This window comes from Lentzea albida (genome assembly GCF_900111005.1).
GTDB classification, from domain to species: domain Bacteria; phylum Actinomycetota; class Actinomycetes; order Mycobacteriales; family Pseudonocardiaceae; genus Lentzea; species Lentzea albida.
In genome coordinates, this window is the sequence record NZ_FOFV01000011.1 from 100,128 (window position 1) to 122,252 (window position 22,125).

Genomic DNA, 22,125 nt, shown 5'->3' on the forward strand with positions numbered 1-22,125 from the left:
GGCTTCAGGCCGCCACCGGGGCAGAGCACCTCGTGCGCACCTCGTGGAGGATCCACGTGACCGCCTCCGCCGAGCTCAGCGGCCGGGACGACCGGTGCAGCAGCGCTGGCGCGTTGCGCCAGATGTGCGTCCACGCGTCGAGGGCGGCGTCTTCGGCCGCGGCGGGATCGGCGTGACCGGTCTCCGCCCTCAAAGCGTCCGTGACGAGACCGAAGACCGAGCCCGCGAGGAGGTCGTACAGCCGGCCGAACGCGTCCTGGTCACCCCGTGCGACGGCGGTCATGAGCTCGCCGGCGCAGGCCGTCCTCATCGCTGCCCGGGGCACACGGGAGCGGGCTCGGGAGCGCCGCCGTCCTGTGCGGTGATCCTGAATGCGCAGAGGTCGTACCCGTTGCGGAGCAGTGCCCTGGTCATGCCGAGCACGTCCTGGCGGGACGGAGTGGGCGTGCGCGCCAGCACGAAGCCGGTCCGGCGGTCCGGCGCGCCGACCACCGCCCAGCGGTAGTCGCGGTCGAGCCCGATCACCCAGTAGGTGCCCGGCCTGTCGAAGCTCCAGCCGTCGGCCGTCCGGACGAACGACACCTGCAGCTTCGAGGTGGAGGCGGGGTCGGTCAGGCGGGCCCTGCCCTCCAACGACGTCGTCACGCCACCCTCGCGCGTGCACGAGTTCACGACCTTGACCTGGCCTTCCGGCAACAGGGTGTACACCGCGCCGTCGTTGCGGACGCACTGCGCCTGGAACGGCTGGGGGATCGCCGCCACCTGCACCCAGCGACCCTGGTAGCGCTCGAGGTCGAGCGAGCGGACCGGCCGCACCTCGGCGTCGGGCGTGCCGGCGGTCGCCGGGACGGGGACCAGACACAGACCGAGTGCGAGGGCCGCCGCCACCGCCGTGAAACGCATGAGATCACCTTTCGACACCCAACGAGCCCTGCGCACAGAACGCTAGGGCCGGGGACGACGGCCTGCATGATGGCGGGACGGCCGGGTCGGCGTGGGTGGTTCGCCTTGGGCGGACCGCGGCGCACCGCGGGCTTGCCGGGTGGCTCGGGCCGGTCAGGGCGGTCGACCTCGGACCGGGCAGGGCGGTCCGTTCGGGTCGGCGTGGGCGTGGCCAACCGCGGTCCGGGCAGGGCGAGCAAGAGCTTCACGGACCAGGGGCGTCGGGGGAGAGCCGGGCCTCACGGGCCAGGTCGCCGGGCAGCACCGGTCACATCCGGTCGAGCAGCCCCGCGACGTCATCGGGCTGCGCACCGGGGCTGGTCGTCCTGATCCCGTTGCTCCAGCCGAGGTCCTCGCGCCAGCGCAGCACCGGCCCGCGCCCGGTCACCACCTGGCCGCGCATCGGACGCGCCGGTTCGAGGTCCAGGACCACCTGGGTCACGTCGATGCCCTCGCGGGCGAGGTAGTCGACGACGTTGTCGAAGTACTGGGCGATCGCGATGGGCGTGCGTCTCTCGCGGGTGTGGTGCACCGCGAACCTCCTTTGGGGCCGTGTGAACTCACACACCTTGCTGCCGTCGGAGCAGCGAAGTCAGAGCACAAGGTCCCGATCTGCCAGGGCCGGTAGGAGGAGTCCGTGCACCCGTTCCCGCACGGGCCCGGCTGCTGGACGCTGGACCAGGCCACCGGGATCGCCTGGAAGAGGGCCGGACCCGTCCGAGGCCGGACGTCGGCGAGCGAGCCGCCGGAGGGGCGTCCACGCGCACGCAGGGCCGGACCGGCCGGCCGCTGGTCGAGCACCGTTGCTCCTGGAGGACGTCGTGCCGCCGGGCGACCAGGGCTGCGCCGCGGCCGGTGCGGCAGCGGCGAAGGTCCCCGCGCGGGATGACTTCGGGCCCTCCAGGCCCGCCGCCACGCGGACGAGCCTGGAGGGGCGCGTCCGCGAACGACACTGGAGAGATCTGTGACGGCACTGGTCCCGGCCCCGATCGAGATCCACCCCGGATCCGCCCACCGCAAGGGCAAGGGGGCGACACTGCTCGGCCTGCTCCGCACCACCGACCACAAGCAGATCGGCGTCATGTACCTCGTCACCACCTTCGCCTTCTTCATGGTGGGCGGGGCCATGGCGATGCTCATTCGCGGCGAGCTGGCCCGGCCGGGACTGCAGTTCCTCTCCGCGGAGCAGTACAACCAGCTGTTCACCATGCACGGCACGGTGATGCTGCTGCTCTACGCGACGCCGAGCGTCTTCGGCTTCGCCAACTTCGTGCTGCCGCTCCAGATCGGCTCGCCGGACGTCGCGTTCCCGCGGTTGAACGCGTTGTCGTTCTGGCTCTTCCTGTTCGGCGGCCTGATCATGCTGGGCGGCTTCGTGACGCCGGGCGGCGCCGCCGACTTCGGCTGGTTCGCCTACGTCCCGCTGTCCGGCGCGGCCCACTCGCCGGGGGTCGGCGCCAACCTCTGGATCGTCGGGGTCGCGGTGGGCGGGCTCGGCACCATCCTCGGCGCGGTCAACATGGTGACGACGGTGGTGTGCCTGCGCGGCCCCGGGATGACGATGTGGCGGATGCCGATCTTCACCTGGAACGTCCTGGTCACCAGCATTCTGGTGCTGATCGTGTTCCCGATCCTCACCGCGGCGGGGTTCGGCCTGCTCGCCGACCGGCTGCTCGGGGCGCACGTCTTCGACCCGGCCAACGGCGGAGTCGTGTTGTGGCAGCACATGTTCTGGTTCTTCGGCCATCCCGAGGTGTACATCCTGGCGCTGCCGTTCTTCGGGGTGATCTCGGAGATCGTCCCGGTGTTCTCGCGCAAGCCGATCTTCGGCTACAAGGGCCTGGTGTGGGCGACGCTGTCGATCGCCGCGCTGTCCCTCGCGGTGTGGGCGCACCACATGTACGCCACGGGCGCGGTGCTGCTGCCGTTCTTCGCGCTGCTGACGTTCCTGGTGGCCATTCCGACGGGCATCAAGTTCTTCAACTGGATCGGCACGATGTGGAAGGGCCGGCTGACCTTCGAGTCGCCGATGCTGTTCTCGATCGGCTTCCTGGTGACGTTCCTCTTCGGCGGGCTGAGCGGTGTCCTGCTCGCCGCACCGCCACTGGACTTCCACGTGTCCGACACCTACTTCGTGGTGGCCCACTTCCACTACGTCCTCTACGGCACGATCGTGTTCGCCACGTTCGCCGGGATCTACTTCTGGTTCCCGAAGATCACCGGCAGGATGCTGGACGAACGCCTGGCGGCGGTGCACTTCTGGACGACGTTCGTCGGCTTCCACCTCACCTTCCTGGTGCAGCACTGGCTCGGGAACCAGGGCATGCCCCGCCGTTACGCCGACTACCTCGCCACGGACGGCTTCACCGGCCTGAACACCCTGTCCACGGTCGGCGCGTACGTGCTGGGCGCCTCGACGTTGCCGTTCATCTGGAACGTGGTCAGGAGCTATCGGTTCGGCGAGGTCGTGACCGTCGACGACCCGTGGGGGTTCGGCGGCTCGCTCGAGTGGGCCACGTCGTGTCCGCCGCCGCGGCACAACTTCACGGAGCTGCCCCGGATCCGGTCGCACCGGCCGGCGTTCGACCTGCACTACCCGCACATGATCGAACGCAGCCACCGCGAAGCCCGCGTCGGGTTCACCGGGCGGGCGCTGGACGGAGCCGGTGACCCCGAGCGGACCGGGGAGACGCGGTGACAGCCGAGCGGTGACCGGGGGAATGCAGGGGTGTGCAGGTCGCCCTTTACCGGCCACGCGCGGACTTCCACGCTCACGGGGTCGTTTCCGAGCGCGGACGGACGGCGGGCCACAGGACGGCACGGCTGTGATCGGCCATCGCGGCCCAGCCCGTGATCGTGCCTCTGTTGTTGATCTGCGTGGCTGTGCTCGAGGTGGCTCCGGGCAGCGTGCCGAGGTCGGAAGCCCGGCCGGTGCGGCTCCACCGCACGGCGTGTGACTCGAAGCTCCGCGGACTCACGTCCGCCCGGCCGACCACCGTGCCTTCGTCGTTGATGTCGTTCGACATGCTCTGCCGGCCACCCAACGTGCCCAGGTCTCTCGCCCGTCCGTTCTCGTCCCACCTCACCGCGTGCGAGAAGCCCTCCGGACCGGAGACCACCGCGAAGCCGGCGATCTCGTCGTGCGGGTCGATCTCGACCGGTGTGGACCTGGTGCTGTCGCGTAGAGCACGCAGGACCGTGACCCTGCCCTCGGAATCCCAGCGCACGGTGTGCTGGCGGCCGTCCGCCGTGCCCGCGTACCCGAACGCCGTTCCCCGGTCGTTGATGCCTCGGGCGACGCTCCACGCCTCGTCCGGCAGCCTGTCCAAGGGCAGCCGGTTGCCGTGCCGGTCCCACTTCCTCGCGACGGCACCTTCGTTTCCCACGACCACGTCGAGGTTGTTGAGGCCGCTGAGCGTCGCGTGCGGCGAGATCTCAGTGATCGCACCGGTCGCGTCCCACAGCACCCCTGGGCCCGGCGACAGGCCGTTCCCGGCTTCTCCGATGACGGTCCCACGGTTGTTGATCACACGCGCGGTGGAATCCACCTCGCCTGGAAGTGTGCCCAGATCCGTGACCGTCCCGTCCCGCGCCCAGCGGACGGCCCGCGTGTGCCCGTTCTCGCCGGCTGACGTGCCCACGGCGGTTCCGGCGTCGTTCAGATCCACCGCCGCGCTGCTCGTCTCACCGGAAAGTCTGTCGAGCCTGGTGATCCTTCCCGTGCGGTCCCACCGCACAGCGCGTGCCGAGCCGTCCCCGAGGTAGGCGATGCCGGCGACGAGATCGTGCTCGTTGAGCGCGTTCGGATATGTGGAACCTCCGAGGGATTCGAGCACGACCACGGGCGTGGACGTCGTCGTGACCGCGCCGGCGGGAGTGGGGAGAACCCCGCCGCTCGATCCGAAGGCCAGGACGGCCGCGGCGCTGCCGCGGAGAATGGTTCGAACGGTGTTCACAACGCACCTCTTCCGTGAGCCGAGGGCTGCAACCGTGCCGGAGGCCGGTCGTGCAAGTCCCCGGTGGGGGCGTATCAGCGGACCCGCTGTTCGGGATGTGCTTTTCCTGCAACGGTTCCCTTCAGCCGCTCGGCATCCCGCCGAGCTGGGGAACGACCTTGTCACCGTTGCGGCCGATGTGCACCTGACCGGAGTGGGTGCGCGCCGTCCGCGCGGTGACCGGCGTGACCGCGCCGGACCTCCTGCCGCAGCAGGAACACGAGCGGCGGCAGCATGATCAGCACGTAGACGGTCTCGTACCACCCGAAGAGCCACAGCGGGACGTGGAACGCGACCACGGCCAGGTAGCCGAGGCGGGTCCACCGCCCGCCGGCCACCACGAGGATCCCCGCCGCGGCCTCGAAAGCGATGAGCAGGCCGATCAGCAGGACGTGGTTCGGCGGCACGACGGCCCGCCACGCCCGCGTCACCCAGTCGAAGTGGGCGGGATCGGCGAAGCCCGCGTAGTCGTCCCCGCGCGCCAGGTTGATCACGTGGAGCAGTGCGCCGCCGACGACGAACAGCACACCCACCGCGATCCTGCCCACGTGGAGCCCGACCTCCCAGCGGAGAGCGAGCAGTGCTCCGCCGATGGTCGCCACGGCGCACACGAGCCACAGGGCGATGAAGAAGACGTAGTTCTGCACCGGTTCCACCTCCCGCTTCCATGGCAGCACCGGCTTCTCGCGGCACTCCAGTGCCGAACGGATCGCCCGGCCGGGGCACAGTGGCCCCGTTCGGATACCCCCGGGGGTAGTTGCAGGCGTGTCGCCATGCCGCGTACGGTGGTGTCACAGGTACCCCCGGGGGTATCTACGCGAAGTGTGAGCGACCAGCCGAAAGCCTTGTGCGGAAGAGGGAAATGACCATGTCGTTGGAAGTCGAGGTCGTGGCGACCTCGTCACTGGGAGACCGCAGCTACCTGGCGCACGACGGACGCGTGGCGGTCGTGGTGGACCCGCAGCGCGACGTCGACCGGATCGTGGAGCTGGCGGGCCGGCGCGGGGTCAGGATCACCCACGTCGTCGAGACGCACCTGCACAACGACTACGTGTCCGGAGGTCTGGCGCTGGCGAGGCTGACGGGGGCGGTGTACGTCGTGGCCGGTGCCGACGACGTGGCGTTCGACCGGTTGCCCGTGGTGGACGGCGACGAGATCGTGCTGTCCGAACGGATGCGGCTGACCGTGCTGGCCACACCGGGGCACACGTTCCACCACGTCTCGTACGTCCTGTACGGGCCAGAAGGACCACAAGGACCACAAGGTGTGTTCACCGGCGGTTCGTTGCTGTTCGGCACCACGGGTCGCACCGACCTGCTGGGCAAGCAGCACGCGGACACCCTTGCGCACCACCAGCACTCGTCGGTGCGCCGCCTCGCGGACCTGTTGCCGGACGGGGCGGAGATCTGGCCCACGCACGGGTTCGGCAGCTTCTGCTCCGCCACGCAGGCCGACGCGCCGTCGTCGACGATCGGCAGGGAGAGGGCGAGCAACCCCGCGCTGTGCCTGGAGGCGGACGACTTCGTCGGCCAGGTGCTCGCCGGACTCGACGCCTATCCCGCCTACTACGCGCACATGGGCGTGCGGAACGCCGAAGGCGCCGACCTGATCGACCTGACGCCGGTGCGGATCGCGGACGCCGCCGAGCTGCGCGGCCGCATCGAGGCGCGGGAGTGGGTCGTGGACCTGCGTTCGCGCAAGGCCTTCGCGCACCAGCACCTGATCGGCACGCTGAGCTTCGGGCTGGACGGGCCGATGTCCACCTGGCTCGGCTGGATGGTGCCGTGGGGTGCTCCGATCACGCTGCTCGGCGAGTCCGCCGAGGAGGTGGCGCAGGCGCAGCGGGAGCTGGCGCGGATCGGCATCGACCGTCCCGCTGCCGCCGCGACCGGCACACCAGAGCAGTGGGCGCGGGACGAGAGCGGTCTCGGGGAGCTGGCCGTGGCCACGTTCGCCGACCTGGCCGCCGCGCGAGCCGGCGACCCGCCGCACGGCCTGCCGCCCGCCGACGTAGTCCTGGACGTGCGGCTGGCCGGCGAGTGGCGGCAGGGACACCTCGAAGGCGCCGTCCACGTGCCGTTGCCCGAGTTGCCGCGGAGGGTGGCGGAACTGCCCGCCGGAACCGTGTGGGTGCACTGCCGGTCCGGGTACCGGGCGTCCATCGCGGCGAGCGTGCTGGCCGCGGCGGGACGTCCGGTGGTGCACGTAGACGACGACTTCGGCAACGCCGGCGCGACCGTCGCGGGGGAGCGGGCATGAGCTCACCGGTGACCCTGGACGCGGCCGGGCTCCGCCGGCAGCTGGAGTCCGGAGCCGGCCCGCGGCTCATCGACGTGCGCACGCCCGGCGAGTTCGAGGCCGCGCACGTCCCCGGTTCCTACAACGTGCCGCTGGACCTGCTGCGCGAGCACCGCGACGAGCTGCGCGCGCACCTGGACGAGCAGGTCGTGCTGATCTGCCGGACGGGGCGGCGGGCCGTGGAGGCCGAACGGGCGCTGGCGGCCGCGGGACTGCCCAACCTGCGCCTGCTCGACGGCGGCATCACCGCGTGGCAGGCGGCGGGCGGACCGGTGCGGCACGGGACACCGCGCTGGGACCTGGAACGCCAGGTCCGGCTGGTGGCGGGGGCGGTGGTGCTCCTCTCGGTCCTGGTCGGTCTCCTGGTGCCGCCGGTGACCTGGCTCGCGGGCCTGGTCGGCGCCGGGCTGGCCACGGCGGCCCTCACCGACACCTGTGTGCCGGGCACGGCGCTCTCGCGGCTGCCCTACAACCAGGGCCCGCGCACGACGTTCGCGTCCGTGGTGGCGGCGCTGGGTGATCGGAGCAGGTGAGCGGGATGATGGTGCTCACGCTGCTCGCCGCGGTGCTCGTCGGCCTCGCGCTGGGGGTGCTCGGCGGTGGCGGGTCGATCCTGACCGTGCCGGTGCTGGTCTACCTGGCAGGTCAGGAACCCAAGCAGGCCATCGCGATGTCGTTGTTCGTCGTCGGTGTCACCAGCGCGTTCGGTGCCGTGTCGCACGCACGGGCCGGTCGGGTGCGGTGGCGGACGGGACTGGTGTTCGGAGCGGCGGGCATGGCCGGCGCCTACGGCGGTGGCCGCCTCGCGGAACTGGTGCCCGGCACGTGGCTGCTGGTGGGCTTCGCCGTGATGATGATCGCGACGGCGGTGGCGATGATCCGCGGCCGGCGGGAGGGCGCCCCGGTGAAGCCGCACGGGGAGCTCCCCGTGCCGCGGGTCGTCGCCGAAGGGCTCGTGGTCGGCGCGGTCACCGGCCTGATCGGTGCCGGGGGCGGGTTTCTCGTGGTCCCCGCGCTGGCGTTGCTGGGCGGTCTGCCCATGGCGGTCGCCGTGGGCACGTCGCTCGTGGTGATCGCGATGAAGTCCTTCGCGGGGCTCGCGGGCTACCTCGCGACCGTCCACGTCGACTGGACGCTCACCCTGCTGGTCGCCGCCGCGGCGGTGGTGGGCAGCCTGGCCGGCGGGCGCCTGACCGGGCTGATCCCGGACACCGCGCTGCGCAAGGGGTTCGGCTGGTTCGTGCTCGTGATGGGTGGCTTCGTCCTCGCGCAGGAGCTCCCAGTGGCGGTCTGGGTGGTCCCGGTCCTGCTCCTGGGGGGCGCGGGCGGTGCGTGGCTGGTCGGACGCGGGCGGCAGAAGGCGGACAGAGGTGGCGGCCCCGAGTAGGGGCCGCCACCCTCGTCTCACCGGCTCAGCCAGCGGTCGAACGCCGCGAGGTGGCGTTGCGACGCGGTCAGCAGGCTGCCGTAGACGCGCTGGACATCGGGTGCGGTGAGTCCGCCGAGCGACTCGCGCAGCAGTGCGATGTCCGCCGTCTCCACGGCGCGTCCGGCCTCGAGCGCGGCGTCCTGGTTCGCGGCTCCCTGCGCCAGCAACCGGTCGTAGGTCGCCTGCACAGCCGGTGTCGCGAACTTTCCGGGTGCCTGGTTCGCGGTGGGATCGGTGATCCCGTAGCGGCTCAGCAGCGTCCGGACCGCTTCGAGGTGCGTGGTCTCCGAAGCGGCGATGTGGTCGAAGACCGGCGTGTCGTAGCGGCGGGCGAACTCGGTGTACAGGTCGTGGGCCAGCTTCTCCTCCTCGGCGTTGGCCGCGAGCGCGGTGCGCTGCACCTCGGTGAGCGTGCCGCTCGGGTCGGTGATGCCGGGAACGGCGAGGCACCCTCCGTCGCGCGGCCCGCCGCGCGGCGTGGTGACCGGGCCGTGGCCGGGGCCGGGGCCGCTCATCGGCGGTGAGGCGGTCGCCAGTGCGACCGTCCCGGCGAACGCACCCGCCGCGACGATTCCGGCCGCCGTGATCGCGGCGATCCGGGTCCGGGTCTTCATGGCTCCTCCTTTCCTCGTGACGGTCCCATCGTCGGCCTCGCCCGCGAAGACGGTGCGCAGATCGTGTGGAGATGACGTGGAGCCCTTGCCCGGCAGGTACTTCGTCCCTCGAACGGTGAGATCCGTCCGCGTAGACAGGACCTGTGGCAGAGACCGTGCTCGTCGTGGAGGACGAGAAGGAGATCCGCGAGCTGCTGCGCCGGTACCTCGAACGCGCGGGGTTCACCGTGCTGACGACGGGTTCCGGCGCGCACGCGCTCTCGGTGGTGGCCGACGGCACGGCCGCGCTGGTGGTGCTGGACCTCGGCCTGCCCGACGTCGACGGGATCGAGGTGCTGCGCGCGGCACGGGAGTCGCGGCGCACGCCGGTGGTCGTGCTGACCGCGCGAGGCGAGGTGGAGGACCGCATCCGCGGTCTGGGGCTCGGCGCCGACGACTACGTGACCAAACCGTTCAGCCCCACCGAACTCGTGCTGCGGGTGCAGGCGGTGCTGCACCGCGTGAACTCCGCCGCACCGCCCGGACCGGTGTCCTTCGGACAGGGGCGCCTCCTGCTCGACGAGGAGAGACGCGAAGCGCGCTGGGACGGTGAGCTGCTGGAGCTGACTCCCACGGAGTGGGGGATCCTCGCCGCGGTCGCGTCGGTTCCCGGCCGGGTGTACTCGCGCTACGAGCTGATCAACCGCGTGCGCGGTTACGAGTTCGAGGGGTACGAGCGCACGATCGACTCCCACGTGAAGAACCTGCGCCACAAGCTCGGCCCCGGTGGGCCGGACGTGGTGCGAACGGTGATCGGCGTCGGCTACCGGCTGGGTCTGAGCCGTGATCCGTGACCGCTTCGGCCCGTTGAGCACGCGCCTGCTCGCGGCGTTCCTCGTCGTCGCGCTGTCGTCGGTGGTCGTGCTCACCGGCGGCGCGCTGTGGGGAACGGGCCGGGGCCTGGAGGCGGCGGAGACGGCCGCGCGGCGGCAGGCCGCCGACCGCGTGGCCGCTGCTGTCGCCGCCGCCTACACCGCCGCGGGCGGGTGGGGCGGCGTGAACCTCGCCGCGGCCGCCGACCTCGCGACGGGGGCCGGGGCCCGCCTCGTGGTGAGGACGGCCGACGGCGTGACGGTGTCCGGTCACGGCCGCGGCATGCCGATGAACACCGGGACCGGAGCGGGACGGGTCGAGACGCGGGTGGTGGCGGGCGGCGCGGTGGTGGGCTCCGTCCTGCTGGCCTTCGGCTCCCCGTCCGATCCCGCCGCGCGGGACGTCGCCTGGGGCTGGATCCTGCTCGCGGCGGGCGTCGCCCTGGTGGTCGCCGGCCTCGCCACGTGGTTCGTGGGCCGGCGGATCGTCGTGCCGCTCGCCCGTCTCACCCGCGCCGCGAGGCGCATCTCCGCCGGGGACCGCTCGGCGCGCGCAGGGGTGCACGCACCGGGGGAGCTCGGTGAGCTCGCGACCGCGTTCGACCACATGGCGGAGGAGGTCGCGCGCGCCGAGCGGACGCGTCGCGACCTGACCGGTGACGTCGCGCACGAGCTGCGCACGCCGCTGGCCGCGCTGCAGGCGGGCCTGGAGGAGCTGCGGGACGGGCTGGCGGAGCCGGACGCCGCCCGCCTGAGCGCCCTGCACGACCAGGCGCAGCGACTCGGCCGGATCGTGCGGGACCTGGCCGAGCTCGCCGAGGCGGAGAGCGCGGCGCTGTCGTTGCAGTGGCGGGAGACCGACCTCGCCGAGGTCGCGCGGACGGCGGTGCGCGCGCACGACGCCCATCTGCGCGCCGCCGGCCTGGAGGTGGTCACCGAACTGGAACCCGGAGTCGTGGTGCGCGCGGATCCCGACCGCCTGCACCAGGCGCTGGGCAACCTGCTGTCGAACTGCGCGCGTCACGCCCGGCGCGGCGCGAGGGTGACGGTGCGCGTCCGCCGCGCCGGCGAGACCGCGCTGGTGGAGGTGCACGACACCGGACCCGGCATTCCGGCGGAGGAGCTCGGGCACGTCTTCGAACGGCGCTGGCGCGGGGACTCCGCGCGCGGCACGGCCGGAACCGGCATCGGGCTCGCCGTCGTCAAGGAACTCGTGACCGCCCACGGCGGCACCGTCACCGCCACGTCCGGCGGTGACGGCACCCTGTTCACCATCACCCTGCCTCGGTCACCTGCGCGGTGAGCGCGTCCAGCGCGGCGCGCAGACGCACGCCCGCCTCCTCGGCGACCGGACGCAGTCCCTCCTGCCCCGTCATCTCGGTCATCACGTCCGGCGCGAGGGCCTGGACGACCGTGTGTCCGGCGTCCGCGCGGACGACCACGTTGCACGGCAGGAGCAGGCCGATCGTCCGGTCGACGTCCAGCGCCCGCTGCGCCAGCGGTGGGTTGCAGGCTCCGAGGATCACGTACGGCTCCATCTCGGCGCCGAGCTTCTCCCGCAGCGTCGCCCGGACGTCGATCTCGGTCAGCACACCGAAACCCTGGTCCTTCAGAGCCGTGCGGACGGCTGCCACGGCGTCGTCGTGAGGCAGGTCGAGGGTGACGGTCAGGTCGTACTTCACGGTCGTCGCTCCTCTCAGCGGCGGGGTCGTGCGGCGGCGCGCACCTGGTCCATGTCGAGCTCGCCGACCTTGGTGATCAGCTCCTCGAGAGCGGTGGCGGGAAGAGCGCCGGGCCGCGAGTAGACGACGACGCCGTCACGGATGACCATCAGCGTCGGGATGGAAGAGATGCCGAACGTCTGCGCCAGTTCCGGCTCCGTCTCGGTGTTCACCTTGCCGAACGTGAGGTCGCCGTGCCGTGACGCGGCCTGTTCGAAGACCGGTGCGAAGACCCGGCACGGGCCGCACCAGGACGCCCAGAAGTCGACCAGGACCGTGCCCGGGCGGGTCGTGACGTCGGTGAAGTTGTCCTTGTTCAGTTCGATGGTGTCCACAGCGGTCTCCTTCTCAGTTGGTGGCCGCGCGTGCGATCAGCGCCGCACCGAGCTCGGACGCCTCGGCGGGGCTCAGGCTGATCCACTCGCTGCGGTGCCCGGGGTGACCGGACGAGATCCGCACGGTCACCCAGCGGATCAAGCTCGCGGGGATGGCCGCGTGCCCCACGGTGATGTGGCGCCCGCACCTGGTCGTGATCACCTTCGGTTCGCCGTCGTTCATCTGGTTCCTCCGGTCACATACCCCCAGGGGTATCTTGTCCAACGTCGCCCGGCGGTCCTCCATTCCCCTTCAGGTACCCTGGGGGGTACTTGAGGAGGTAGCCGGTGGAGATGGACGAAGACGTGCTCGCGGACGTGGTCAAGCGGCTGCGCCGGGTGCAGGGCCAGGTCGGCGGGCTCGTGCAGATGATCGAGTCCGGCCGCGACTGCAAGGACGTGATCACGCAGCTGGCGGCCGCGTCGCGAGCACTGGACCGGGCCGGCTTCAAGCTGATCGCCAGCGGTCTGGAGAAGTGCGTCTCCGACGACTCCGAGCAGGCGGTGGCCGACCGCGCCCAGCTCGAGAAGCTGTTCCTCGCACTGGCCTGACCCGGTCACGGCGCCAGCAGGCAGACGGGCGGCAGGACGAACCAGCGCAGCGCCTCGAAGTCCTCCGGCAGGCCGGTGGGCCCGTCGTCGACGAGGTCGGCGCGGGCGGCGAACAGGCACCGGGCCTCGTCGAGCTGAGTCGCGAGCGCCGCGTCGTCGGCGCGGGCCGGCGCGGCGGGGACGTCCCCGGTCACGGCCGCACGCAGGTCCGGCAGCCCCAGCGGGATCGTCGCGGCGCCACGATGGGTCCAGAGTCCCGTGTGGGGGTCGAAGACGTAGTCGGTCAGCAGCCGGTGGCCGTGGCGGGCGACGAGCCGGACCGCCTCGACGAGGTAGTCGCGGACCGCGTCGGTGATGAAGTAGTTGAAGCCGAGCCGCACCCAGCCGGGCTTCACGCCCTCGCAGCCGATGGCGACCTCGTGGTCGTAGCCGTGGGAGTGCGCGGTGTCGATGGCCAGCAGCCGGTGGCCGTACGGTCCCGCGCACGAGCAGCCACCGCGCGCCTGGACGCCGAACAGGTCGTTGAGCACGGCGACCACGAAGTTGTGGTGCAGGAACCGGTCGCCCGAGCGGATCCGGAACGACACGATCGGCAGCCGCGCGGCGCCGTGGTCGCCGAGGATCTCGATGCCCGGCTCGTCCTCCCACGTCGCGAAGGCGTGCCGCCACAGGCGTTCCTCGCGGTGCTGGATCGTCCGGGTGCCGACGGCGTCCTTGAGCGCGAACACCAGGCCCGCCCTGATGGACTCGACGATGGCCGGCGTGCCGCCCTCCTCGCGCGCCACGGGGTCGTCGAGGTAGCGGTGACCGTCGGGCCGCACGAAAGCGACCGTGCCGCCGCCCGGCACGGTGGGCACGGTGTTGGTGACGAGCTCCCGCCGGACGACGAGGACCCCGGGGGTCTGCGGACCGCCGACGAACTTGTGCGGTGAGAGGAAGATGGCGTCCTTGTGGTCGCCACGGCCCGGAGCGCTCTCGCGCACGCGGATCGGCACGTACGGGGCCGCCGCGGCGTAGTCCCAGAAGGACAGAGCGCCGTGGTCGTGCAGCAGCGCCGCGATGCTGTCGGTGTTGGTGAGCACGCCGGTCACGTTCGAGGCCGCGGAGAAGCTGCCGATCCTCAGTGGACGGTCCTCGAACCGGACGAGCTGCCTGCGCAGCTCGGCGAGGTCGATGTGCCCGTGGTCGTCCTCGCCGATCACCACGACGTCCGCTGTCGACTCGCGCCACGGCAGCTCGTTGGAGTGGTGCTCGTAGGGGCCGACGAACACGACCGGTCGCTCGTGCGGCGGGATGCGCCGGCTCAGCGAGTACTCCTGGTCCAGCCCGGCCGGGATCCTGATCTCCAGGATGCCGATGAGCTTGCTGATCGCGGCGGTCGCGCCGGAACCGCAGAAGATCACGAGGTCGTCCTCGGTCCCGCCGACCGAGTCGCGGATCAGGCGCCGCGCCTGCTCCCGCAGCCTCGTGGTGTACCGGCCGGTGCCGGAGCTCTCGGTGTGGGTGTTGGCGTAGCGCGGCAGGACGTGCGCGCGCAGGAAGTCCTCGACGAAGTCCAGCGCCCGGCCCGACGCGGTGTAGTCCGCGTAGATGATCCGGCGCGGGCCGTACGGACCGTCGAGCACGTCGTGGTCTCCGATGAGCCCGCGGCGGATGCGTTCCAGCAGAGGCGGTGCCGGTGCTGCGAGGACGTTGCTCGTCACGGTTCCATCCTGGAGCCGGCCGCACGACGGGGACGCGGTCGATGGGCCCGCTCGTGCGGGGACGTTGGCCCCTGGGAGCTCCTCCCCGCGGATCGAAGACTGTGACCATGACCAAGCGGATCGTGATCCTCGGCGGTGGCACCGGTGGAACCCTCGCCGCGAACAGGTTGCGCCGTGCCCTGGACACGGAGTGCGAGATCACCGTCGTCGACCGCGACGACGACCACGTCTACCAGCCCGGGCTGCTGTTCCTGCCGTTCGGGCTCGCCCACGAGGACGACCTGGTGCGGTCACGGCGACGGCAGTTGCGCGAGGGCATCGCCTACCGTGACAGCGGGGTGGACCACGTGGACGTCGAGGCGAACGTCGTGCACCTCGCGAACGGCGAAGTGCTCGGCTACGACGTCCTCGTCATCGCCACCGGCGCCAGGCTCGCGCCGGAGGAGACCGAGGGCCTGACCGGTGCCGGCTGGTTGTCGAGGACCTTCAGCTTCTACGACCTGCCCGGGGCGACGGCGCTCGCACGGGCGCTGCGCGAGTTCACCGGCGGCCGGATCGTCGTCAACGTCGTGGACCTGCCGATCAAGTGCCCGGTCGCACCGCTCGAGTTCTGCTTCCTGGCGGACTGGTACTTCCACGAGCGCGGCATCCGCGACCGCGTCCGGCTGACCTACGTGACGACGCTCGACGGCGCCTTCACCACCCCCGTCGCCGCCCGGTCGCTCGCCGGAATGCTGCAGGAGAAGGGCATCGAGCTCGTCACCGAGTTCAACACGGGTGAGGTCGACGGCGAGGAGGGGAAGCTGGTCTCCTACGACGGGCGCGAGGTCGAGTTCGACCTGGCGGTCGTCGTGCCGGTGCACGGAGGCGCCGACTGCGTGGAGCGCTCCTGGGGACTGGGTGACGCGCTCGGTTTCGTGCCCACCGACGAGCACACCCTGCAGTCCGAGGTGAGGGACAACATCTTCGTCATCGGCGACGCCGCCGCGGTCCCCACGTCGAAGGCGGGGTCGGTGACCCACTTCGAGGGAGAGGTGCTCGTCCGCAACGTCGAGCGGTACCTGGCGGGACAGGAGCTCGACGCGAGCTTCGACGGCCACACCAACTGCTTCGTCGAGAGCGGCTTCGGCAAGGCGTTGCTGATCGACTTCAACTACGACACCGAGCCGGTGCCCGGCCACTACCCCACTTCGGTGGGGCTGCCGCTGCTCAAGGAGTCGAGGCTCAACCACCTCGGCAAGCTGATGTTCTCCTGGCTGTACTGGCACAGCCTGCTGCCCGGACGGAACCTGCCGGGCGTGTCCACCGCGATGCCCAGAGCGGGCAAGCGGTTCGAAGTGGCCCAGGGAGGAAGCTGATGCCCACCAAGCTGTACGCGGGGACCGAGGTGACGGTGACCGACGAGGGTTTCTTCACCGACCCCGGCCAGTGGAACGAGGACATGGCGCCGGAGATCGCGCGGGAGGCCGGCATCGGCGACCTGAGCGCGCGGCACTGGCAGGTCATCGAGTTCATGCGCACGGAGTTCGCCGAGAAGGGCAGCGGGCCCACCGTCCGGGCGCTCGGCAAGACCTCGGGCGTCAGCGTGAAGGAGCTCTACCAGCTCTTCCCGAAGGGCCCGGCGAAGCTCGCCGCCCGGATCGCGGGCATCCCGAAGCCGCGTGGCTGCATCTGATCGCGAGAAAGGACGGTCCGCGATGACCGCCAAGATCGAGAAGGTCTCCGTCATCGTCTCCAAGGGTTCGCTGGAGGGGATCTACCCGGCCCTCATCATGGCCAACGGCGCCCGCGCCGAGGGCATCGAGGCGAACCTGTTCTTCACGTTCTTCGGCCTCGACGCCGTGCACAAGGCCAAGCACGAGCACATCAAGCTCGCCACCGTCGGCAACCCGGGCCTGCACCTCGCGACCTGGGCGGGCGGACTGCCCGGCATGTCCGCGGTGATGACCCACTACCTCGCGCGCAGGATGGACGAGCTCGACATCCCGCCGATCCCCGAGTTCGTCGAGCTGATCGCGGACACGGGCGCCGGCCTCTACGCCTGCCAGGCCTCGGTCGACCTGTTCGGACTGTCCAAGGAGGACTTCGTCGACCAGGTGCGGGACATCATCACGGTCGGCGAGTTCTACGACCTCGCGGCGGGTGGACAGATCATCTTCACCTGACCGCCGGACCGGACGGGAGCCGAGATGAGCGCAACAGACGTGCGCCCCGGCGACCTCGACGCCGCGAGGCTGGTGTCCGCGGTGGTCGTGGCGCTCATGGCCGCGTCGTCCGCGGCCGGCCTGCTGGTGCCCGGCCTCTACCGCGACCCGCCGGAGGTCGTCGCGGCGCTGCGGGCCTACGACACCGTCAGCCTCGTGCTGGCCACCCCGTTGCTGATCGGTTCGCTGGTGGCGGCGCGGAGGGGTTCGGCCCTGGCACGGCCGGTCTGGCTCGGGTTGCTGATGTACGCCTGCTACAACTACGCGATCTACGCCTTCGGATCGGCGTTCAACGGGTTGTTCCTCCTGCACGCGGCATTGCTGCCGTTGCCGGTCGTGGGAGCGGTGCTCCTGATGCGCGACATCGACGCCGCGGGCGTCCGCGACCGGTTCCGGCAGGGCACACCGGTGCGGGTGATCAGCGCGGTGCTGGTGCTCGCCGGTGTGGGCCTCGCCGGGACGTGGGTCTTCCAATCGGTGCGGTTCGCCCTGACCGGCACGCCTCCGGACGAGACCGAGCTGGTGCTGCTGATGCAGGCGGTGCACCTGGCGTACGTGCTCGACCTGACCTTCTTCGCGCCGCTGTGCGTGCTCGCCTCGGTCCTGTTGTGGCGGCGTGATCCCCGGGGTTTCGTCCTCGCCACGGCCGTGCTCGTGTTCGGGTCGCTCTACCAGGTGAACTACGTCGTGGCGCTCGTGTTCCAGCTCCGTGCCGGGATCCCGGGCGCACGGGGCTTCGACCCGGCTGAACCGTTCGTGATCGCGGCGTTCGTGGTCGCGCTCCTCGCGATGGTGCTGCCCGGACGCAGGAGGAGCCCGTGATCGACCACCCCCGCGTTCTTCGCGAGAGGTGACGTTCTACCTGGTGAGCCTCACCTCTCGCGTTCTGCGCCAGGGGACACCCCCGGACGGACGGGCCGCACCGCGAGATTCGCCGTGTGGCGCACGCTCCGCGCGGTACGCGTTCATACAGGCGTGATCAGCCCGTAGTGACCGTCGTAGCGGTGGTAGAGCACATGTCCCCGTCCGGTGATGACGTCCCGGTAGAACAGGAACGGGTACTCGGTGTCGGTGAGCCGGTGCACGGCCTGGTCGCCGGACAGGGCCGGCACCGGGTGCGGGGTGAACGTCAGGGGTAGGCGCGGAGGCGTCACGGGCGGAGCCGGTGAGCCCAGGCGTGCCATCCGGTAGCCGGTGGGCCCGATCCGGTGGACCACGCTGTCCTGCCCGCTGCCGCTGTCGATGAACAGGTGCGCGTCGAAGTCCATCAGGTCCATCGTCAGGGCCGCCTCGTCCGGGGTGCAGCGCGCCGGCCGGACCTCCTTGTGGCGCAGGACTTCCCGCTGCTCGGCCGGCCGAGCGGACGGCCGGGGGCGTCCCCGGTGGCCGGGCTCCGGCCACCGCCGGGGTCGCCATGGTGCGTCCAGCCGCGCGACCTGCTCGCCCAGCCGGACTCCGAGCAGACCACTCGTCTCCTCCCACCGGGCGGTCCCCAGCTGCGCCCGCACCGATCGTCCGTCGACGACGAGGTCCACCTGGGCGAGAGCGGGCCACGACACGCCGGACGAGGTGTCGGCGGTCAGTCTGACCCGGGCCGCGGACCACCGGCCCCGCAGGTCGCGGAGCACCGCCGCGACCTGCGGCCGCACGAGCTCACGCGCGTCCTCAGCCGCCTGGCCCGTCGTGGTGATCGCGATTTCCCCCACCGAAGCCACCTGCCCGCTCACCCAGCCTCCTCGTGTCACCAGAGCGCACGGTCATCGTCCGGCCGTGCCCTGGTGCGCAGCAGGGCCGAACGTCCCGAGCGGTGGCCCGCCAACGCCTCTGGAGCCGGTGCCGGTGCTCGGGTGGTGATCAGCCGGAGGCACGGCGTTCCAGGAAGACGGTGTCGCGCCAGATCCCGTGGTGACGGGCGATGCGTTCGCGGACACCGAGGGGGCGGAAGCCGGCGGAGTGGTGCAGGGCGAGGCTGGCGCGGTTCTCCGGGAGGATCGAGTTCTGCAGCGTCCAGCCCCCGCGTCGTCGGCCGCGGTGACCTGCTGGTGCACCAGGGCCTTGCCGACGCCCCGGCCGCGGAAGTCCGCACCCACGTACACGGAGTTCTCGGCGACTCCGGCGTAGCAGTCCCTTGTGGACACCGCGGTGAAGGCGGCCCAGCCGGCGACCTGGCCGTCGACCTCGGCGATCCAGCGGTGGCCCCGGGAGCCACTTGACGTCGAGCGCCCTGCGCAGGGGCACCTCGGTCTCGAAGGTCGCGTTCCCCGTCGCGATGCCTTCGCCGTAGATGCGGCGCACGGTGTTCCAGTCGTCCCCGTGCAGCGGCCGGACCCGGACGTCCGCCGGGAGGTCCCCGGGACAGCAGGGCCTCGGTGCGAGCACGCACATGACGACGTCGACGGCGTGGGGGAGGCCGGTGCAGCAGGACGGGTTCACGCTGACGTGGGTCGCGGTGCCTTCCCTGTGCTGCCGGAGGAAACCGACCTCGACGAGCTTGCGCACGTGGTGCGGGCAGGTGGACTGGCTGATGCCCGCGAGCTCGGCGAGTTCGCCGACGGTCAGTGCTCGGCCCGCGGTCGCGACGGCGTGCAGCAGGCGCACGCGGGTCGGTTCCGCCAGGCACGCGAACCAGACGGCGTAGGTCGCGCGTCCTCGGCGGGGAGCACGGCCGGCGTGGGCGCGGTGGTCGTCATGGATGAAGTATCGATCGTCATCGATGGTTGCGTCAATCGATGGCGGTCGATACAGTCTCACTCGCTGATTCGAGATACTTCGATACAAGGGGTGTGTGGTGAGCGAGTTTCCTGTCGTCGTGGTGGGTGCCGGGCCTGCGGGTTTGTCCGCGGCGGCGCATCTGGTCGAACGGGGAGAGCGGGTGCTCGTGCTGGAGGCGGGCGGGCGCGCCGGCGCGGCCGTGTCGCGGTGGCGCCACGTCCGGCTGTTCTCGCGGTGGAGCGAACTGGTCGATCCGGCGGCCGCACGACTGCTGGCCGGAACCGGCTGGGCGCGGCCCGAGGGCGACTCCTACCCGACCGGGGCGGAGTGGGCCGACCTCTACCTGACCCCGCTGGCGGACGCCCTGGGCGACCGGGTGCGCTTCGGCGCGCGGGTGGTCGGCGTGGCCCGGCGCGGGCGCGACCGGGTGGTGGACGCCGGTCGTGAGGTCGAGCCGCTGACCGTGCACGTCAGGACCGGTGACGGCGAGGAGCGCCTCACGGCCCGGGCGGTGATCGACGCGTCCGGCACGTTCGGGTCCCCGAACCCGCTGGGCGGCGACGGGCTGCCCGCCGTGGGGGAGGAGGCCGCGGCCGCCCGGATCACCTACCGCGTGCCCGACCTCGTCGCGGAGCGCTCCCGGTACGCGGGCAAGCGGGTCGTCGTGGCGGGCAGCGGGCATTCGGCGCTCACCGCGCTGGTCGCGCTGGGGGCGCTGGCCGAGCAGGAGCCCGGCACGCAGATCGTGTGGCTGCTGCGGCGCGGTGCGGTGGGCACGGTCTTTGGTGGCGGCGAGTCCGACCAACTGCCGGCGCGTGGTGCCCTGGGGATGCGGGCGAGGAAGGCGGCCGAAGCGGGGCACGTCGAGACCGTCACCGGGTTCCGCACCGCCGCGGTGGAGCGGGGTGCGGACGGCAGACTGGCCCTGGAGTCGTTCGACGGGGACCGCGTCGAGGGCGTGGACGAGGTCGTGGTGCTGACCGGGTTCCGTCCCGACCTGTCGTGGCTGTCGGAGGTCCGGCTGGACCTGGACCCGGTGCTGCAGGCGCCGGCGAAGCTCGCGCCGCTGATCGACCCGAACGTCCACTCGTGCGGCACGGTCTACCCGCACGGTGAAACCGAGCTGCGGCACCCCGAGCCGGGTGTTTACCTGGTCGGCATGAAGAGCTACGGCCGCGCGCCGACGTTCTTGTCGCTCACGGGCTATGAGCAGGCCCGCTCCGTCGTGGCCGCGATCGCGGGCGACCACGAGGCGGCGGCGCGCGTCGAACTGGTGCTGCCCGAGACCGGGGTGTGCGGTGGCGCGGGTGTGTTCGACGCTCCGGACGAGCAGAAGAACAGCGGTGGCTGCTGCGGAGCTCCCGAGACCGTCGGCGTGACGATCGGCCTCGCGCCCGGTGCCCGCTGACGTCGCGACGACGCGGCCGGGTGTCGGCACCGGGCCGCGTCGCGTGCTGGTCGTGTCGTGCACCACCGAGATCATCAGCTGGGGAGTCCTGTACTACGCGTTCCCGGTGCTGCTGCCGACCATCGGCTCGCGGACGGGGTGGTCGCTCACGGCGATCACGGCCGGGTTCTCGGCGAGCCAGGTCGTCGCGGGTCTCGTGGGGGTCCCCGTCGGGAGGGTGCTCGACCGGCACGGGCCGCGCGCGATCATGACCACCGGTTCGGTGCTCGCCGTGCTCGCCGTGCTCGCGCTGGTGGCGCTGGCGCGGACGACGTCGCTGGTGTGGTTCACCGCGGCGTGGTTGCTGGCCGGCGTGGCGATGGCCGGGGTGTTCTACGCGCCCGCGTTCGCCGCGCTGACGCGCTGGTACGGGCCGCGGCGGGTGTCCGCGCTGACCGCGCTCACCCTGGTGGCGGGCCTGGCGAGCACCGTGTTCGCGCCGCTGACGGCCGTGCTCAACGACCTCCTGGACTGGCGCGGTACCTACCTCGCCCTCGCCGGGTTCCTCGCCGTCACCACGATTCCGCTGCACCTGCTGGTCTGCGCCTGCCGTGGCCCGCAGTCGAGCACGGGACCGCGCACGCACCGGGGGAGGTGGCGCGCAGCAGACCGTTCCTGGTCCTCGTCGTCGCGATGAGCCTGGCCGCGTTCAGCGTCTACGTCGTCGTCGTCAACCTCGTGCCGCTGCTGGCGGAACGCGGCATGACCACCTCGGCCGCCGCGGTCGCGCTCGGCCTCGGCGGGGTCGGTCAGGTCCTCGGCCGCCTCGGCTGCGCCCGGCTGGCCGCGCGGACCTCGGTGCGCGTCCGCACCCTCGTGGTCCTCCTGGTCGGCGCCGCCGTGACCGCGGCCCTCGGCGTGGTGCCCGGTCCGGCGCCGCTGCTGGTCGCGGGCTCGGTCCTCGCGGGAGTCACGCGCGGGATCTTCACGCTGGTGCAGGCGACCGCGATCACCGACCGCTGGGGCGCCACCCACTACGGACGGCTCAACGGCCTGCTCACGGCACCGGTGATGCTCACGGCGGCGATCGCGCCGTGGGCGGGGAGCGCGCTGGCCGAACGGCTCGGCGGGTACCCGGCGGTGTTCGTGGTGCTGGGCGCGATCGGAGTGCTGGCGGCCGCGTTGTCGACCGCCGGCGTGCCGGACCTCCACGGCCTGTCGAGGTCCGGCACGCGTCGGCCGGGTCCCGGCCGCGCCTGGGTGGCGTGACGCAGAGCGTTGACGACGTGTCCGCGCTCGGCACGACGCACCCGTCCGAGACTCGGCGAGCTCGGTGACCCGC

23 protein-coding genes and 2 pseudogenes are annotated in these 22,125 nt (G+C 71.9%); 13 read left to right on the forward strand and 12 right to left on the reverse strand.

From position 1 onward, the window contains the following. Positions 1 to 4 precede the first annotated feature (4 nt). The 3 genes from BMY74_RS25855 to BMY74_RS25865 form a co-directional block, all read right to left on the reverse strand. Positions 5 to 310: a hypothetical protein gene (locus tag BMY74_RS25855; protein WP_089920504.1), complete on the reverse strand. Its 306-nt coding sequence runs from the start codon at positions 308 to 310 to the stop codon at positions 5 to 7. Next, on the reverse strand, positions 307 to 903 hold the full coding sequence (locus BMY74_RS25860) for a lipocalin family protein (protein ID WP_089920506.1): 597 nt from the start codon (positions 901 to 903) through the stop codon (positions 307 to 309). Before BMY74_RS25860 ends, BMY74_RS25855 begins: the two co-directional genes overlap by 4 nt. A gap of 307 nt (positions 904 to 1,210) precedes the next feature. Then, positions 1,211 to 1,474, reverse strand: a complete 264-nt coding sequence (locus tag BMY74_RS25865) for a hypothetical protein (protein WP_089920509.1) — start codon at positions 1,472 to 1,474, stop codon at positions 1,211 to 1,213. A gap of 432 nt (positions 1,475 to 1,906) precedes the next feature. On the opposite strand from BMY74_RS25865, the gene ctaD reads away from it, so the two are divergent. Beyond that, positions 1,907 to 3,640 carry an aa3-type cytochrome oxidase subunit I gene (gene ctaD, locus BMY74_RS25870; protein WP_089920511.1) on the forward strand — a complete coding sequence of 578 codons (1,734 nt, stop codon included), beginning with the start codon at positions 1,907 to 1,909 and terminating at the stop codon, positions 3,638 to 3,640. A 73-nt stretch (positions 3,641 to 3,713) separates the two neighbouring features. Here ctaD and BMY74_RS25875 read toward each other — a convergent pair whose 3' ends face one another. Both BMY74_RS25875 and BMY74_RS44320 read right to left on the reverse strand, forming a co-directional pair. Then, the gene (locus BMY74_RS25875) at positions 3,714 to 4,898 is read right to left on the reverse strand and encodes a hypothetical protein (protein ID WP_177229918.1); all 1,185 of its coding nucleotides are present in this window, start codon (positions 4,896 to 4,898) and stop codon (positions 3,714 to 3,716) included. Between the two features lie 161 nt (positions 4,899 to 5,059). Further along, entirely contained in the window at positions 5,060 to 5,584 is a 525-nt protein-coding gene (locus BMY74_RS44320; protein WP_177229919.1) for a DoxX family membrane protein, read from the reverse strand. Between the two features lie 221 nt (positions 5,585 to 5,805). Here BMY74_RS44320 and BMY74_RS25880 point away from each other — a divergent pair, with 221 nt between their 5' ends. The 3 genes from BMY74_RS25880 to BMY74_RS25890 are packed head-to-tail and all read left to right on the forward strand — an operon-like array spanning position 5,806 to position 8,623. Next, on the forward strand, positions 5,806 to 7,197 hold the full coding sequence (locus BMY74_RS25880) for an MBL fold metallo-hydrolase (RefSeq protein ID WP_089920895.1): 1,392 nt from the start codon (positions 5,806 to 5,808) through the stop codon (positions 7,195 to 7,197). Further along, positions 7,194 to 7,769 (forward strand): rhodanese-like domain-containing protein, encoded by a 576-nt coding sequence (locus tag BMY74_RS25885; RefSeq protein ID WP_089920513.1) that lies wholly within the window; start codon positions 7,194 to 7,196, stop codon positions 7,767 to 7,769. Before BMY74_RS25880 ends, BMY74_RS25885 begins: the two co-directional genes overlap by 4 nt. Positions 7,770 to 7,774: 5 nt before the next feature. Further along, on the forward strand, positions 7,775 to 8,623 hold the full coding sequence (locus tag BMY74_RS25890; RefSeq protein WP_089920515.1) for a sulfite exporter TauE/SafE family protein: 849 nt from the start codon (positions 7,775 to 7,777) through the stop codon (positions 8,621 to 8,623). A 17-nt stretch (positions 8,624 to 8,640) separates the two neighbouring features. Here BMY74_RS25890 and BMY74_RS25895 read toward each other — a convergent pair whose 3' ends face one another. Continuing rightward, positions 8,641 to 9,279, reverse strand: a complete 639-nt coding sequence (locus BMY74_RS25895; protein ID WP_089920517.1) for a ferritin-like domain-containing protein — start codon at positions 9,277 to 9,279, stop codon at positions 8,641 to 8,643. Between the two features lie 143 nt (positions 9,280 to 9,422). Here BMY74_RS25895 and BMY74_RS25900 point away from each other — a divergent pair, with 143 nt between their 5' ends. Both BMY74_RS25900 and BMY74_RS25905 read left to right on the forward strand, forming a co-directional pair. Continuing rightward, a complete protein-coding gene (locus tag BMY74_RS25900) occupies positions 9,423 to 10,112 on the forward strand; it encodes a response regulator transcription factor (protein ID WP_089920519.1) in 690 nt (229 codons plus the stop codon). Further along, on the forward strand, positions 10,102 to 11,433 hold the full coding sequence (locus tag BMY74_RS25905) for a HAMP domain-containing sensor histidine kinase (protein ID WP_089920521.1): 1,332 nt from the start codon (positions 10,102 to 10,104) through the stop codon (positions 11,431 to 11,433). Before BMY74_RS25900 ends, BMY74_RS25905 begins: the two co-directional genes overlap by 11 nt. Here the strand turns inward: BMY74_RS25905 and BMY74_RS25910 are convergent. Genes BMY74_RS25910 through BMY74_RS25920 form a run of 3 tightly spaced genes read right to left on the reverse strand, consistent with a single transcriptional unit; the run spans position 11,405 to position 12,409 of the window. After that, the gene (locus tag BMY74_RS25910; RefSeq protein ID WP_089920523.1) at positions 11,405 to 11,812 is read right to left on the reverse strand and encodes a DUF302 domain-containing protein; all 408 of its coding nucleotides are present in this window, start codon (positions 11,810 to 11,812) and stop codon (positions 11,405 to 11,407) included. The two genes, BMY74_RS25905 and BMY74_RS25910, sit on opposite strands and share 29 nt — an antisense overlap. 14 nt (positions 11,813 to 11,826) lie before the next feature. Then, the gene (trxA, locus tag BMY74_RS25915; protein WP_089920525.1) at positions 11,827 to 12,186 is read right to left on the reverse strand and encodes a thioredoxin; all 360 of its coding nucleotides are present in this window, start codon (positions 12,184 to 12,186) and stop codon (positions 11,827 to 11,829) included. Positions 12,187 to 12,199: 13 nt separating this feature from the next. Then, entirely contained in the window at positions 12,200 to 12,409 is a 210-nt protein-coding gene (locus tag BMY74_RS25920) for a hypothetical protein (protein WP_089920526.1), read from the reverse strand. A gap of 104 nt (positions 12,410 to 12,513) precedes the next feature. On the opposite strand from BMY74_RS25920, the gene BMY74_RS25925 reads away from it, so the two are divergent. Then, positions 12,514 to 12,777, forward strand: a complete 264-nt coding sequence (locus BMY74_RS25925) for a metal-sensitive transcriptional regulator (RefSeq protein ID WP_143091705.1) — start codon at positions 12,514 to 12,516, stop codon at positions 12,775 to 12,777. Positions 12,778 to 12,782: 5 nt separating this feature from the next. On the opposite strand, the gene BMY74_RS25930 is transcribed toward BMY74_RS25925, so the two are convergent. Next, positions 12,783 to 14,480 (reverse strand): aminotransferase class V-fold PLP-dependent enzyme, encoded by a 1,698-nt coding sequence (locus BMY74_RS25930; protein WP_089920528.1) that lies wholly within the window; start codon positions 14,478 to 14,480, stop codon positions 12,783 to 12,785. A gap of 107 nt (positions 14,481 to 14,587) precedes the next feature. Between BMY74_RS25930 and sqr the strand changes: the two genes are divergently transcribed. The 4 genes from sqr to BMY74_RS25950 are packed head-to-tail and all read left to right on the forward strand — an operon-like array spanning position 14,588 to position 17,506. Then, positions 14,588 to 15,838 carry a type III sulfide quinone reductase, selenoprotein subtype gene (sqr, locus tag BMY74_RS25935; protein WP_089920530.1) on the forward strand — a complete coding sequence of 417 codons (1,251 nt, stop codon included), beginning with the start codon at positions 14,588 to 14,590 and terminating at the stop codon, positions 15,836 to 15,838. Next, positions 15,838 to 16,155 (forward strand): TusE/DsrC/DsvC family sulfur relay protein, encoded by a 318-nt coding sequence (locus BMY74_RS25940; protein WP_089920532.1) that lies wholly within the window; start codon positions 15,838 to 15,840, stop codon positions 16,153 to 16,155. Before sqr ends, BMY74_RS25940 begins: the two co-directional genes overlap by 1 nt. Positions 16,156 to 16,177: 22 nt before the next feature. Then, positions 16,178 to 16,645, forward strand: coding sequence for a DsrE/DsrF/DrsH-like family protein (locus BMY74_RS25945; protein ID WP_089920534.1), 468 nt, complete (start codon positions 16,178 to 16,180; stop codon positions 16,643 to 16,645). Positions 16,646 to 16,669: 24 nt separating this feature from the next. Further along, the gene (locus BMY74_RS25950) at positions 16,670 to 17,506 is read left to right on the forward strand and encodes a hypothetical protein (RefSeq protein ID WP_143091706.1); all 837 of its coding nucleotides are present in this window, start codon (positions 16,670 to 16,672) and stop codon (positions 17,504 to 17,506) included. 143 nt (positions 17,507 to 17,649) lie between these two features. Here the strand turns inward: BMY74_RS25950 and BMY74_RS25955 are convergent, their stop codons facing one another. Both BMY74_RS25955 and BMY74_RS25960 read right to left on the reverse strand, forming a co-directional pair. Beyond that, positions 17,650 to 18,411, reverse strand: a complete 762-nt coding sequence (locus BMY74_RS25955; protein ID WP_143091707.1) for a sigma 54 modulation/S30EA ribosomal C-terminal domain-containing protein — start codon at positions 18,409 to 18,411, stop codon at positions 17,650 to 17,652. Positions 18,412 to 18,538: 127 nt separating this feature from the next. After that, positions 18,539 to 19,374: pseudogene (locus BMY74_RS25960) on the reverse strand (helix-turn-helix domain-containing GNAT family N-acetyltransferase). 98 nt (positions 19,375 to 19,472) lie between these two features. Between BMY74_RS25960 and BMY74_RS25965 the strand changes: the two are divergent. After that, positions 19,473 to 20,804: an FAD-dependent oxidoreductase gene (locus BMY74_RS25965; RefSeq protein ID WP_089920898.1), complete on the forward strand. Its 1,332-nt coding sequence runs from the start codon at positions 19,473 to 19,475 to the stop codon at positions 20,802 to 20,804. Continuing rightward, a pseudogene (locus tag BMY74_RS25970) lies at positions 20,794 to 22,052 on the forward strand (MFS transporter). The gene BMY74_RS25965 and the pseudogene BMY74_RS25970 overlap by 11 nt, the downstream one beginning before the upstream one ends. Positions 22,053 to 22,125: the final 73 nt, after the last annotated feature.